The organism is Pseudoalteromonas sp. MMG022 (assembly GCF_021654245.1).
Classification (GTDB): domain Bacteria; phylum Pseudomonadota; class Gammaproteobacteria; order Enterobacterales; family Alteromonadaceae; genus Pseudoalteromonas; species Pseudoalteromonas amylolytica.
In genome coordinates, this window is the sequence record NZ_JAKFZQ010000018.1 from 1 (window position 1) to 14315 (window position 14315).

Below are 14315 nucleotides of genomic sequence, written 5' to 3' on the forward strand. Positions count from 1 at the left end.
AGTGCTTTCTTTTCCTTACCACACATACTCGAATCTAGAACAGATCTAGAATGCTCAATTCATATGTGTGCAGGACTCTTTTATAAACAAGCTTGCCAGAATTTGCGAGGTTTTTTAGAAGGAATGGTCTTGCAATTACACTTTTGTTTGAACCCTGAAAGCTACAAAAAATGGAAAGTCGATGACTATAGAACACCACCTCTAAGGGGTAAAAAAGGTCTGTTGCAGGAGCTGGAAAATCAATCATTAATAGACTCTAGACAAAATCTAATAGTGTCCAATCTTTATGATAAGTTCAATGGTTATATACATGGAAGTGCCAGCTTGATTAATAATAAAGGAACACAGTCTGGAGAGTGGAAAGGTAAGGTATTTAAAGTTGAAGAGTTCTCAAATTGGTCAAAACTATTTGCTGAAACGATTCAGATTTCATTGGAGCTATTGAGTGTTCATTTACGCCAGTACGAAGGTCTAAATCTGGGTGATAAAATCTGCAACATTTGTCACTCCAAGGATTTAGCGTGTGCTATCGAAGGGACTCTGCATAAATTTGCTTGTAATCAGTGTAATAATATAATGACATTTGATGGTGACGGTAATAAAAAGGTCAAAACCACAGTAACTTACCTTGAGCCATAAGTGCAAGTTGCCTAACAAACAATTTAAGAGTGATTCCTCATGCTTGGCATTTTCGATTTGGGGTTAGTTTCGTGTTTACGGTATCCAATTTGAGTCTATTGGTCGCGTGGCTCACACCTTAATTGGGCGTTGTAACAATGTCTGCTATTGGCACAAAGCACGCATTCGTCATAACTCGTTTCTGTCCAAAAACGAGCTGAAGTTAGCGTCCGCTCCCCGCTAAAAATTACCTCTCTGATAGAGTCAGGCCCTATTCGTTTAAACTCTAGGGCCACCAACTCTGAGTTATTACATTTAGTGGTGTTAGCATTGGGCTATTTTGTCGTGTTTTGATTTGCACTAGCAATCTCGCAACTCCTGCAAGATTGCTTTCGCTTTTTCGAACTCAAAATCCGTTATGGTATTGCGCAGCAGCTCTAACTTCTCTTTAGAAACAACGTCTTGCTCTGATAGCTTATCGACTAATTCAATTGCCTGTACATCGCTATTCTCTACCAACTCCAGGAGCTCAGTAAACAGCTTATCTAACTGTGCTTTTGGCATAGTCGCTTTACTGCTGTTCGTCGACTCTGATTGCTGTACTTTATCCTGATGATTTTCCAGTTCCTCATGTACGGCGCGCAGATACTCTATCACTTCATGCAATTGCCCAACATCGACTTTACCAGATGTTTTGATTTGCTCTTCAAACGAGGCTCCTTGCTCCGACAGATAATTTGCCGATAGGTTAGCCGCTGAGCCTTTGAGTGAATGCGCGATGCGTGAAGCATGCTCTGAGTCTCCAATGATCAATGCTTGCTCCAAGTTGATCAGTTCCTCTATTTGCGTATGAATAAATTTACCGAGAATATTCCAATAGGCTTTTTCATTGCCACCGATGCGCTCTAGCCCTTCATCAATATCGATACCATCAAGTTCAAAGCTGTCCTCATCACCGACTTTATCTGGCGCTTTTAGAGTTGGTTTTCCATCTGCTTTTTTAGCCGGTTCGCTCGCGTTGAGTTGCGCAGCAATTGTAGACACCATTTTATTGAAGTTTATCGGCTTACTGATATGAGCATTCATACCCGCAGATAAACAAAGCGCTATATCTTCACGCATCGCATTCGCGGTCATGGCCACTATGGGCAAATCTGCAAATTGAGGCTGAGCTTTAATTTTTTTGGTTGCCGTCAAGCCATCCATCACTGGCATTTGCATATCCATAAATACCAGATCAAATTGCTCTGCCTGTTCAAGAATTGCTAGCGCTTCCTTACCATGGTTAGCAATCGTCACGTGCAAATCGAGGGACTTCAGCATTTCAGTTGCAACTTCTTGATTAGTGACATTGTCTTCAACCAACAAAACTTTGGCCCCAGCAAATGATTCATTGCAACCTGATGGCTGCTCTGATTCGACCGTTTCGCGTCCTTTTATATCAAAGCAATCTACCACACAGTCAAATACAATCGATGCATTAATAGGTTTACTGATTATGCCATCCAGTTTACGCGTCAGCTCTTCATCAATATCTAACTCTCGACTATGTGCTGTCACTAAAATGACTTTTGGCTTGGGTTGTAAGTTGAGATCGAAGATGCGTGATGCTAGCTGGCAGCCGTCTATTTCTGGCATGCTCCAGTCAGTAAAAACCAACTGGTATGGCCGCCTTACAAGTTCATCGAGTGCTTCTTGAGCGCTGGCTACAGCGTAGGTGGAAAACCCTAACCCTTTTATTAGGTTAGAAATAATCTCTCTGGCCGCATCGTTATCATCCACGACTAGCACAGCGGTATTTCTGATAATAGACTCGGGGCATAACCATTGCTTTGTCGGCTTTGCCTGCAAACCTACCTTAACAGTAAAATAAAACTCTGAGCCAACGCCTGCCTCGCTGCTGACACCTATCTGCCCACCCATTAACTCAACCAAGTGCTTTGATATACTCAAACCTAACCCTGTGCCACCATATTTACGCGTGATAGAGCTGTCGGCCTGAGAAAAGGCTTTGAACAGTTTACCTTGCTGTTCTTGTGTCAACCCTATACCAGAGTCTTTAACTGAAAACCGCAGTATCGCTGTATCCAATGTTTGCTCTACCACATTTGCAGTAATGATCACCTCACCTTGCTCAGTAAACTTAATGGCATTGCCACAGAGGTTAATCAATATCTGCCCTAAACGCATTGAGTCGCCGATTAGATTAGTAGGGACGGCGGAAGGAATGTCTAACAGTAACTCTATACCTTTGTCTTCTGCTTTCACCGAGTTAACCACCGATACATTATTCATGACATCATCTAGGTCAAATTTCTCGTCTACCATAGCCATTTTGCCCGATTCAATTTTAGAAAAGTCTAATACGTCGTTAATGATCCCAAGCAGGTTATTTGCTGCCATATCGATTTTTTTTATGTAGTTCATTTGCTGTTTTGATAGCTTAGTGTTGAGCACTAAATGGCTCATACCTATGATGGCATTCATTGGTGTGCGTATTTCATGACTCATATTCGCCAAAAATTCACCTTTGGCTTTGCTGGTACTGTCTGCTTTGGCTTTTGCTTCGCGAAGTTGTGCCTCCATTTCCTTGCTTTGGGTAACATCAAGTAGCAAGCCTACAATACCAGCAACGCGATTATCCGCATCGCTAAAAGTAGCCTCATAGACCACCATTTCCCGCAAGTTGCCGTGCACATCCTTGAGGCGCATCTCATAATTGTGACTGCCAGGTTCGCTTAGTAACTTACGTTCTGACTCGTTAAAACGATTGGCAATTTCAAAACTGAAAATATTGTCGGGTCTAGCACCTATAACATCCGCTTCAAAAGTACCCACAATTTCATGAAATTGTGAGTTCACCCCCATATAGATACCTGCTCGGTTACGGTAATACATGGGATTGGGAATAGCATCAATGATTTTTCGGTTGAGCTCCAATTGCTCCACTAACATACGCTCAGTCTTACCTTGCAGTTCCTGATTACGCGCCAAGTGTAAGCCCACTGATAAGTCTCTGATGATGAAGTTCAGCCAATAGAACTCTCTTTCACCTATGTTATAAAAACTCCCCAGCTCCAGCAGGCCAATACAGTTTTCGGAAACACTCAGGGGAAAGTAATGTAACTCTTTGAGAAATATATGCTTACCGTGATGTTCAATGGCATATTGCTCACCTAGATTTATGGAGTACTTACTGTTCATTTTAACGGCATGAAAGTAAACCGAGTCAGAATCATGATAAGTGCTTTGCGCCCCCTGCTCATATCCTATACCCGAAACCCTGATCAATTCCCCCTCATGGCTTACGTATAAACCCACTAAAGGAATAGATAGCCTTTGACAGATAAATACAGTTATCTCATCACCCAGTTCTTGCGCGCTATTTTTACCGCGTAACGCTAAGTTAAGATCTTTAAGAATGTCACTATATTTCAGTTGTTCATTGATGTTCCCCAATAAGCGGTTCATAGCTTGAGCAAATACACCCAACTCACCTTTGTAATTTTTCTCAAGGCGGAACTCGAAATTATCACTATCCACCTGCGCGACCAATGCTTTTTGCATCCTTGAAATCGGCCAAATGTAATAGCGCCACAAGAAGTAAAACGACAGTGCGATGATGACCAGTAACACGCCTATGATGACATTTTGTACTTGCTTTGCTGCATTGAAGTGGCGCTGGTTGTCTTTAACCTGCGCTTCAAAACGAGTCAACATACTCCGCTCAACTTTGCTAAGTGTGGACATGGCATCGCTTTTTGTTGCCAAATAGGCCTCATCAAACAAAACGCTGCGCTTGTCAGCTAACATCACCTGAGCATGTTCTGATGCTGTACCACCGTTGTTCAACAGCTTTTGCATATTTTCAATTGCGCCACGTTCAATCTCAATCAACGCATTATCCATCTCTAAGGCTTGCTGTACCTGATTAAGTTCATAGCTGGTAATATCAAGTGAATGAAAGCGCTCTAGAAAAGATATGCCCAGCTCGCTGCTTTGCAGCTTTGGAACCTCCACATGGCCCAGCGCGAGGTTATCCCAATAATTTAAACTATGAGCGTCAATATTGGGGGCTTTACCCGCACTCACGGCAATTGCATAATCAAACAGTTTCAACCAACGCGGCTGTGCTGTAATAATATAAGCGCGTGCAAATAAACTACGATGGTCAGAAACCTGTTTAAGCTCCTCAGTCAGCTGATTTAGTGTGGCTAATTGCTGACGAGCGACTGATTCTGATGTTTGGGTGGTATCGATATATCGTGAAACAAACATTAAGGCGATGCTGGTCACAAACATAAATCCAAATAAAACGACAAAGAGTAATCTAAGCTGTAGCATTATTTCGTTCCGCTCAATTGGCACTAATAAAAAGATAGACCTAATATTGACTCTATGTTTGTATTTAGTGTGAGGCGGCATATATGGCTGAAAAGTTCACCGTATTGCTTGTTGATGACACATCCCTAAACCTTGCATTGATGTCAGAGATATTAAAAGACGAATATCGAGTGATCGCCGCCAAAAGTGGCGAAAGCGCATTAAATATATTGAACACTAAACCTGTCGATATCGTACTACTAGACATCATCATGCCTGAAATGGATGGCTATGAAGTGATAAAAAAAATAAAAGCCACCGAAAAGCTAGCCGATATTCCCGTTATCTTTTTGACTGCCAAAAATAGTATACAGGACGAAGAGTTAGGGTTTTCACTTGGTGCGTGCGATTATATCAACAAACCAATTAGCCCACCGATTGTTCAATCTCGCATACGAACACATATCCAAATTAAACGTCATAGAGACCTGTTAAAAAACCAAAACGCGTATTTAGAATCCGAAGTACAAAAGAGAACCAAAGAACTGTCAGATGCACAAGATGCAACCATTACTGCAATGGCCTGTTTAGCAGAAACCCGCGATCAGGAAACAGGTAATCACATTAAACGAACACAGCTGTATGTAAAAGAACTGGCCACCAGATTGGCAACCTTACCAAAATACGAGCATGTGCTTACCAAAGAAGTCATTGAGCTGTTTTACAAATCGGCTCCGTTACACGACATTGGTAAAGTGGGTATTCCAGATGCCATTTTACTTAAGCAAGGCCGCCTAACAGACGCTGAATTTGAGGTTATGAAAACCCATGCTCAACTGGGGTATGAAGCCATTGCTAAAGCTGAAGAGGAGCTCTCTGGTGAGATAAAGTTTTTAGAAATAGCTAAAGAGATAGCACGCTCTCACCATGAAAAATGGGATGGTAGCGGCTACCCCTTAGGGTTGTCTGGCGAAGATATTCCTCTAAGCGCAAGACTCATGGCAATTGCCGATGTGTATGATGCCCTGATAAGCAAACGAGTCTATAAAGATGCCATGCCACATGCACAAGCATTAAGCATTATCAGCGAAGGACGAGGCAGTCACTTTGACCCCGAAATACTCGATGAGTTTTTAGCAATAGAAAAGGTTTTCTATTCTATTGCTCAGCAATACGCTGATTAACCAGAATTAACCTACAGCGCTGCTACTTTTTGCATAGTTCACGGCGAGCTCGTGTAAGTAATCGTGGTATTACTTGCGAATTCAACGCAGGAATATATGACAAGCGTAGTGATGTAGCATGTAGCTTATCCCTAGTTCAGGTTGATTAATCCACCCACGCTGAACACACTCAACGTCACAATCATAATGCAGGCTAAACAGTAATCTAAAACTGCTCAGGTGGTAGCCGATAAACTGTTCAGGCTTTATTCAACGCCTGTAACGCTTTTTTATAAAGCTCGATAACGGGCTCTATACTATTGGTTTCTATAAAGTTATTAAACTGAGGAGAGGCATTGAGTTCGATAATATACATCTCGTTTTTATCATCAACAATGATATCGTAGCCAACCCACCCCATCGGGAACTCGTTGTGAATAGGCGCAACAAAATCAGCTAGCTGCTTGAACAACGCCTCGTCAGTTACATGAATAGCTTGTTCGCCGCTTTCCCAATATTTTGCATTAAAAGCAGATGCTGCATTGCCTCTTCGGTATGCAAATACAGGTTCGCCATAAGCACATAACAGCCGGTACTCAGCTTTCGTCGCAACAAACTGTTGTGCTAATGCTAGGTAGTCATAACTTTTTGATTGATGGTTAAAAATGGCTTTCAAGGCCGCTTCTGTCTCCAGTGCGCCCTGACACAAAAACACGTTGTCTCCTAGTGCACCTTTGTTGCGCTTAACCACGATGGGATATTCAAGCTCTTCATCAATACGCGCCAGCGCTGCAGCAACACTGTTACAGTGCTTATATTCGCTGTACTTAGTCGCCACGTTAAAATCTAGAAAATCTAATGTTTTAGGTACCCGAACAATATTCTTAAGTAACTGATATGTATGACTCTTGTCCTTACAAACACAAAACGCCACTTCACTGTTAAACGGTGTTTTATTCAGTTCAAAATATTGCCAGCCTTGATCCATTTTTACGCGCACAAAGTTTTGGTCCAAGTCTATAAATTCATATTCAAAACCAACTGCATCACACGCTTGGGTGAGACATTTTATATTATTTTCCATTTGTGATTTGATCTCGTTAGTAAACAGATTGGGCATATTGAATGCGCTTTGACATACAGCGATCCAAATTGGAGGTACACATACATTGACATGCTTAAAGGTTTTATGGTGCGAGCACCCAATAACTGTGCTCGCCAATGGAGTCGTAGATTAATCTGCGCGACCCATAAACTTTTTCTCATCAGTATTGATTCGGATCTTGTCACCTGCTGAAATATGCTCAGGTACTTGAACAACTAAACCCGTTGTTAATGTTGCAGGTTTAGTGCGCGCGCTGGCTGAAGCCCCTTTGATTGATGGTGACGTGTCTTCAATAACAAGCTCAACACTTGAAGGCAAATCTACAGAAACCGGGCGTCCCTCTACAATCACTGCCAGTAACCCTTTGGTATCTTCATTGATGAACAGTACTTGTTCTTCAATGGTGCTCTTGTTTAAGTTATATGGTGTGTAGTCTTCTTCATCCATAAACACATATTCATCACCGTCAATGTATGAGAACATCACTGGACGACGAACTAAATCTGCAAGTGTTAACATTTCATCTGCTTTGAATGTTTCATCAACTTTGCCGCCGTTAACAACATCGTACATGCGCATACGATATAAGCTACCACCAGCTCGACCTTGTGGCACCGAGCGCTCAATGTCTCTTACGATCATTACGCGGTTGTTGTACTCAATCGCAGCATGTTTTTTAATTTCACTGGCCTTAGGCATGACTATTTCTCTTAAAATTATTTTGGCAAAAAACTACCACGATCTTGCCACATAACCAAGCACCAAGGCCAGATAATTTGAGCTGATTAAATCACTGTGACTAACGTAAAATTAGCCATAGCGCATGTATAATCCCCGGGACAAAAAACAAAATACTTAATAGTACGTTTATAACTAAGTCTTTCCCTACCCCATTGTTTAATGCCACTGCAATCGGTGGAAAGATAATTGCTAAAATAATCAACACCAGTTTATTCATTTGCTTCTCCATGACTAAGAATATGCGGGTAAAAGCACGCGACGCCATGTCTGCTTGCCCACCCACATTAAAGGCTAATCTAAAAAACACGCTTTGCAATTTATTCTGGCAAGTTAATGAAGATAATAGATAAAAACCACCAAATTTATGCCCAATGGTTCTTCGTAAACATGGCGCTACTCAATCAAAAAAGTCAATGGCCCTACTATAATTGCTAGAATTCAAATTCCAGAGCTAATCTAAAACTGTGATCTTTTCCACTATGCGCTACTTCGCTAGCAAAGCCGATTTCCCATTTTAGTTGGCGTTGTCCTGCAAACCGATATAACCCAATAACCGCAGGCCCTATTCCGACAAAGTCTTCCCCTGTATACACTTCAATAGCGGGTTGAAACGCGGGGTCGAAGCGATAACGTAACTGTGCCCTAAACTCACTTTCCCACTCATTCTTAATCGCCCGTCCCCATTCTCTTACAGCGAAAGCATTCATAGTTAGGCTGACTTTGCCAAATTCTTTTTCAAACAACACTCCTAGGGTTGCTTCATAAGCTGATACTTTATGGCGTTTTTCAAGTTCGAATAGCATCCCCCAATCGGCCCAATAGCGCCCTTGTTCAACCACCTGCCAGCGCGCCTCTAGCTCATAAGCGGCTAAATCAAAGTTATCATCTTGGTCACGCTCGCCTATCATATACCCTTCAACGGTCACGGTCTCAGCGATAGCCCAACCAAGTCCAGCCCGCTGCGCCAACACATTGCGATCATCAGTTTGACGAGATAACAAACGCCACTCCACTTCTCTTTCAAATGGCAAGACATATGGGTGGTAAACTTTATCAACTACCATGCCATCGGCTCGTGCACTCACTGACATCAAACCAAGTGCACCGCACAACAACATTCTGATGAAAAGCGATTTAGTCATGCTCCAACTCCTTCACGACCTCTTGCGTGTTCACCTGAACACGCCAACATATCACTACTCCCATTAAGAGTAACGCCGATAAAAATGCGACTAGATTAGCCTGGCTGGGGGAGGCTTCGTACCCGAATAACGACTTTAAAATGCGTCCAACAATACCGTGCTCGTCTAGCCAAGCTCGTATATCAAAAGCAATTTTACTACTGGGTAACAGATCTATTTGTGCCGATAAATCAACAGCGTTTGCAATTTTACTTGCACTATGACAAGCCAATAAGGTCAGTACTAAAAACTGTAAATGATGTGTCCGTAGCCAAGCCAAAATAAAATACAGTAAGATACAAAAACTCAAACAAATTCCCAGCCCAAGAATTGAACCAATCAATAAACCTTGCTTGGCATCTTGCCCCCAGTAACTGCCCAGATACATCACGAAATGACTCAGGTACAGCATGCTCGCTAAAGTAATCGCCACCAGCTTATAAATACCTGATTTATAACTAGTAATAACACCAAGTACAGAGACATAAATGCCAACAAGCAGCACGATTTTACCGACCTCTAAACCTCGGTAGTCGAACCATTGACTGATTGAGCCCGCCGCAGCTAAAAATAAGGTAACTGCCACTGAGCTGTATAATACAGCTCTCCAAACAGAGATCCGAGATAACGAAGGCCCTATGTCACATTGCAATAACAGCACCCACAACAGTGCCATTGGCAAGAATTGATTTAAACTAATGATAACCGTGTTAAGGAGCATTTGAAGACTCCTTAACGATCACTTTACCCTGTGCGGTATTCGGTGAGAACTCACCAAAGAACCGATACTCACCCACGCTCAACGGGCCTATATAGATAGTACTTTTACGATGAGGAAATAGCACTTTTTCTCGGTTTAGGTCGAAACTATCAAACTCTTCCGCTGTGTCATCTTGATTGTCTATAATCAACCGCACTTTTTTACCCGCAGGAACTTCTACTTCGGCGGGCAAAAATAAATGATTTCTTAGCACAATATTTACCGAGTCAATCGCCTGTACTTTGCATGTAAAAAATAAGTAGAGTGTTACGCTAAGAGATACTAAGGTGCGCGTCACTTGCATAGATGCTCCTTCAAAAAGGTTACTCGTACTTTCAATCCTCCTAATTGGGCACGCTCTAGCTTAATTTGGGCCCCGTAAATTTCAGCAATTTGCTGAACTATCGCCATCCCCAGTCCGGCACCTTTTTCTCCTGATGGATGTTTGTCGCCTCCTACACGATAAAAGCGGTCAAAAATGCGCGCCATTTGTTTACTATCCATGCCGGGTCCAGAGTCTTCTACAATCCAACTCATTCCAGACCCTTCGGCGTCAATGGTAAGTTTTATTTTTCCACCCACAGGAGTGTACTTCACTGCGTTTCCAAGCAGATTCACAAACAAGGTTTTAAGTGTAAATTCACAGCCGAGTATAACCTGAGGCTTAGCATCCAAGCTTATTTGTAACTGTTTTTCGTCGATGCGTTGATAAAGTTGCGCCACAACTTCCTGACTCAGTTGTTCAAGGTCAACCGGATGAAAATTAACATGCCACCTATCAGGCTCAGTGCGCGCCAGTGTCAGCATTTGCTCCACAATATGGTTGAGCTGTTCAACTCCTTTTTGCATCGCCTGTAGGCTTGGGTGATGTATCTCTTGCGCTAAGTTGTGAAGATTGATTTTTAAACTGCTAATCGGGGTTTTAAGTTCGTGAGCTGCGTCCGCTGCAAAAAAACGTTCACGCATATAAGCTTTCTCAACCTTGCCAAACAAGCTGTTTAATCGCTCTATCACGGGGGCTACTTCAGCATCTTCACTGGTAATAACCAACTTACTAAAGTCGCGTGCATTTCGTTCTTTTAGTTCGTGAGATAAAGTCGTTAAGGGCCGAAGCGCACGGTAGATGTACCAAGCAATAAACACAGCTAGTAACGGCATTGCCATCACCAATGGCGTCATCGCTGAGAGGATCAAACTTTCTGAAAGTAAATAACGTTTTTGAATAGGTTCTGCCAATAGTAAGCGCTTATCTTGCTTATGTAATACAAAAATTCTCAAGCGGGTGCCAGCAATATTCTCAGTCGCAAAACCAACTTCGTCCATAAGTGATACAGGCATTTTTGCAAGCAGCTTTGCCGTATAGACCAAGTGGTCTTGGCGCCACAACTGCCCGTATAAACTTTGTTGCTCAGGCCAATGTTCCGCGGGAGTCTCAATCAACACCTGTGCCATACTCATTAACTGCAAATCTAATTGTCGCTGCGCTTCTTCCATGCTCCTGTGATAACCATTTAGCAACGCCATAAACGCAGTCAAAATCACCATAGAGAGCAAAATCATGGTCAATCTGCGGCTAATAGATAGACGCCCCCTTCTTTGCGATGTCGCGATCGTTTGTATTTGTGATCTATTTTGCAACGACATAACCGATGCCACGCAGCGTCTTGATAAAATCTTTTGGTAACTTTTTGCGCAAGTTATGGATGTGAACTTCAATAGCATTGGAACCGAGCTCTTCTCCCCACTGATATAGCTTACTTTCCAACTGATTTTTTGACAGCACTCTCCCTGCATTCTCCATCAGCGCTTTCAACAACATAAACTCTTTTCTCGGTAACGATATAGGGAGTGCATCAACACACACTTGATGAGCGGCCAAGTCCAATTGCACATTCTGACATTGCAAAATACTACTACTTTGACTACCCAAACGCCTACTGATAACTCGCAGACGGGCAAATAGTTCTTTAGCCTCGAACGGTTTGGCTAAGTAATCATCAGCTCCTAAATCGAGCCCCCTGATTTTATCTTCTACGCTATCTCTGGCAGTTAAAATAAGCACTGCTAACTGATTTTTTTGTTTTTGTATGACCTTTAACAAATCCAAGCCATCACCGTCAGGCAGTCCTAAGTCGAGCACTACAAGTTCAATTTCCCCATTGTTGAGCATCTTATTAGCCTCATTGGCAGTGCCTGCATGCTCAACCGTATATCCTTCTTTTTGTAAGGAATGAACCAGACCCTGAGCCAACAAGGCATCATCTTCAACCAGTAATAATCTCATCGTTTATGTGTTAACTTTTTCTCAACTTTGGCTATTAACATGTCTACTTCCTGCTGGCGATAAAAGTCAGCCTTTTCTCGGCCTTCACGAGCTGACGCTTGCTTCGCTAACTGTAGGTGTTTTAGCGCTTTTTTGTAGTTTTTCTCATGATAGAGAAATTCTGCATAGAAGTAATTAATATCTAGCCCAGATGGGTTTATTTTTAAAGCTCTATGAAATAACTTTTCCGCTTTTTTATCACTACCAAACCCAATTGGCCAGCCAGGAACTTTGCTGTATAAAGTGCCTAGACTCGTTAGCGCTGAGCCGCCCAGTGCAGATTCATCTATCGCAATAGCCGCTTCTAGTTCTGACTTTGCAGCTTTTGCTAACCCAAGGGCACCTAAACCACCTTTAACTCCAGCATAGCTTGATTGCACAATACCGTACCAAATATGGCTCTGTGCTTTCTTTGGATACTCCGCAACCAATGCTTGGCAGTCTTTCAGCAAAGCTTCAAATGCCTTTTCCTGTGCATCATCTTGCAATTCATAGTTCACGCTTGCCCAAGATTTTTGCACCATTGCTAACTGGTGATTAAAATCTGTTTTAGCAAACCCGCTGGCACTCACTAACAAAATTATTGCTAACACTATATAGATAGCTTTCATGAGGATGACTCCTTAGTATTGAATTGACCACGAATACAACGCGCGATGGTCTTTAGTTGCTTAATTATGGCGCTATCAACAAGCTCTGGTAGCAAACCATTGATTCTGACAAATGCTTTCTCAGGAAAGCCTACGACCCAGCGGCGCTTACGGCTATTGAGTAGTTGCATAAACTCTTTTGCGACACGTTCAGGAGAATCTACGTTGTTACCCAACTCTTTGTTCAACGAGCGCATATCATCATCGTTAAGGCTCGTATCTGTAGCTCGTGGGGCAAAATACTTCACGTTTACCCGACCATCGAGCTCTCTTGATAAGGCTTCACTAAAACCGCGTAAACCAAATTTACTAGCACAATAAATGCTTTGATATGGAAACCCGATGTAACCAAATGCCGATCCGACGTTGATGACTGTCCCTGAAGATTGACTAAGTTGCACCAAAAAGCTCTGGGTTAACAACATCGGAACGTGGAGGTTAAGCACTAACTGTTGCTGAATATCCTCGGGCGACATATCTGAAAATGCGCGTACCTTATTCCCTCCCGCACAATTAACCAGCAGGGCTACTCCACCCATTGTGAGCGCATGTAAAACCACTTTCCTATGGCTTTGAGGCTGTGCCAGATCAATTGCCAGATACTCATGTTGAGGCCCCAGTTGATGCCGCAATAAAGATAACTTTTCTTCATTTCGCCCTAATAGCAAGCAGCGCCAACCAGCGTTACTAAGCTGTCGTGCGATGGCTGCACCTATGCCACCCGAAGCGCCTGTGACAACTGCAAGTTTACTTTGTGTCATGAGTCGCTCTCTCTATTACTATCTAGCTGTGGCATAGCCGTTATGCTTCGGAAGACATCCCCATAGAGACGATAGAAGCATTTCGCGCTGTGAACGATAAGTGCTTGTTCTTCTTTGCATTCAATCCTATTCATTAACCCTTTGAAAAAATCAATGTGTTCAATATCTAGTGCACCGTGAGAGGTTAAATAGCTGAATGCGCGTTCAGGCAGGTTTAGCTGCTCACTAATGTTCTTAGCGGCCTTATCTGCCAATGCTATCGACGTACCTTCGAGCACATTAACCATGCCAAAAAAGCACAAAGGGTTGACGCGGTGGATACTGTCATAGGCATAACTGACCATCATCTCGGTTGCGAAACTTGGCATTGAATAGCGGATGGCTTCTTTGTCAAAACCACACGATTCTAGATCGTTTAAGATCCACTCCTGATGCCCCATTTCCTCTTCAATGTAGTGACCAATAGCTTCTCGCAGCCATTCTTTTGATTCATCCAGTTTGCTACCACATGCCATCAGTAATGGTACGGTGTGTTTAACATGATGATATGCTTGTTGTAAAAACGAACCATACTGGCCCAACGTTACTTTTTGCGCGAGCACATCTGTTATGATAGGCGCCGCTAATAAATACTCACGTTCAGCTTGCGTGTGTACTTGTAGTTGTTCGAAAAAGTCACTCATTTCTTTG

The 14315-nt window shown here is 42.6% G+C and carries 14 protein-coding genes; 2 read left to right on the top strand and 12 right to left on the bottom strand.

Annotated features, from left to right (window positions below):
* The coding region (locus L1070_RS15235; protein ID WP_237126185.1) for a hypothetical protein at window positions 1–639 on the top strand (639 nt) is incomplete at its 5' end.
* 339 nt (window positions 640–978) lie between these two features.
* On the opposite strand, the gene L1070_RS15240 is transcribed toward L1070_RS15235, so the two are convergent.
* Window positions 979–4962: a hybrid sensor histidine kinase/response regulator gene (locus tag L1070_RS15240; protein ID WP_237126186.1), complete on the bottom strand. Its 3984-nt coding sequence runs from the start codon at window positions 4960–4962 to the stop codon at window positions 979–981.
* Window positions 4963–5045: 83 nt separating this feature from the next.
* On the opposite strand from L1070_RS15240, the gene L1070_RS15245 reads away from it, so the two are divergent.
* Window positions 5046–6125, top strand: a complete 1080-nt coding sequence (locus L1070_RS15245; RefSeq protein WP_237126187.1) for a two-component system response regulator — start codon at window positions 5046–5048, stop codon at window positions 6123–6125.
* A gap of 238 nt (window positions 6126–6363) precedes the next feature.
* On the opposite strand, the gene L1070_RS15250 is transcribed toward L1070_RS15245, so the two are convergent.
* From L1070_RS15250 to L1070_RS15300, 11 genes are all read right to left on the bottom strand, one after another.
* Window positions 6364–7224: an ATP-grasp domain-containing protein gene (locus tag L1070_RS15250; protein WP_237126188.1), complete on the bottom strand. Its 861-nt coding sequence runs from the start codon at window positions 7222–7224 to the stop codon at window positions 6364–6366.
* Window positions 7225–7338: 114 nt separating this feature from the next.
* Window positions 7339–7908, bottom strand: coding sequence for an elongation factor P-like protein YeiP (yeiP, locus tag L1070_RS15255; RefSeq protein ID WP_237126189.1), 570 nt, complete (start codon window positions 7906–7908; stop codon window positions 7339–7341).
* Window positions 7909–8008: 100 nt separating this feature from the next.
* Window positions 8009–8167 (bottom strand): YqaE/Pmp3 family membrane protein, encoded by a 159-nt coding sequence (locus tag L1070_RS15260; RefSeq protein WP_070986015.1) that lies wholly within the window; start codon window positions 8165–8167, stop codon window positions 8009–8011.
* Window positions 8168–8381: 214 nt separating this feature from the next.
* Entirely contained in the window at window positions 8382–9068 is a 687-nt protein-coding gene (locus L1070_RS15265; RefSeq protein WP_237126245.1) for a hypothetical protein, read from the bottom strand.
* 16 nt (window positions 9069–9084) lie between these two features.
* Entirely contained in the window at window positions 9085–9852 is a 768-nt protein-coding gene (locus tag L1070_RS15270; RefSeq protein WP_237126190.1) for a hypothetical protein, read from the bottom strand.
* Window positions 9842–10195 carry a cupredoxin domain-containing protein gene (locus tag L1070_RS15275; protein ID WP_083330540.1) on the bottom strand — a complete coding sequence of 118 codons (354 nt, stop codon included), beginning with the start codon at window positions 10193–10195 and terminating at the stop codon, window positions 9842–9844. Before L1070_RS15275 ends, L1070_RS15270 begins: the two co-directional genes overlap by 11 nt.
* Window positions 10186–11535 carry an ATP-binding protein gene (locus tag L1070_RS15280; protein WP_237126191.1) on the bottom strand — a complete coding sequence of 450 codons (1350 nt, stop codon included), beginning with the start codon at window positions 11533–11535 and terminating at the stop codon, window positions 10186–10188. The genes L1070_RS15275 and L1070_RS15280 overlap by 10 nt, the downstream gene beginning before the upstream one ends.
* Window positions 11519–12175, bottom strand: a complete 657-nt coding sequence (locus L1070_RS15285) for a response regulator (RefSeq protein ID WP_070986012.1) — start codon at window positions 12173–12175, stop codon at window positions 11519–11521. Before L1070_RS15285 ends, L1070_RS15280 begins: the two co-directional genes overlap by 17 nt.
* Entirely contained in the window at window positions 12172–12825 is a 654-nt protein-coding gene (locus L1070_RS15290) for a tetratricopeptide repeat protein (RefSeq protein ID WP_237126192.1), read from the bottom strand. The genes L1070_RS15285 and L1070_RS15290 overlap by 4 nt, the downstream gene beginning before the upstream one ends.
* Window positions 12822–13625, bottom strand: coding sequence for an SDR family oxidoreductase (locus tag L1070_RS15295; protein WP_237126193.1), 804 nt, complete (start codon window positions 13623–13625; stop codon window positions 12822–12824). The genes L1070_RS15290 and L1070_RS15295 overlap by 4 nt, the downstream gene beginning before the upstream one ends.
* A complete protein-coding gene (locus L1070_RS15300) occupies window positions 13622–14308 on the bottom strand; it encodes an iron-containing redox enzyme family protein (protein ID WP_237126194.1) in 687 nt (228 codons plus the stop codon). The genes L1070_RS15295 and L1070_RS15300 overlap by 4 nt, the downstream gene beginning before the upstream one ends.
* Window positions 14309–14315 lie beyond the last annotated feature (7 nt).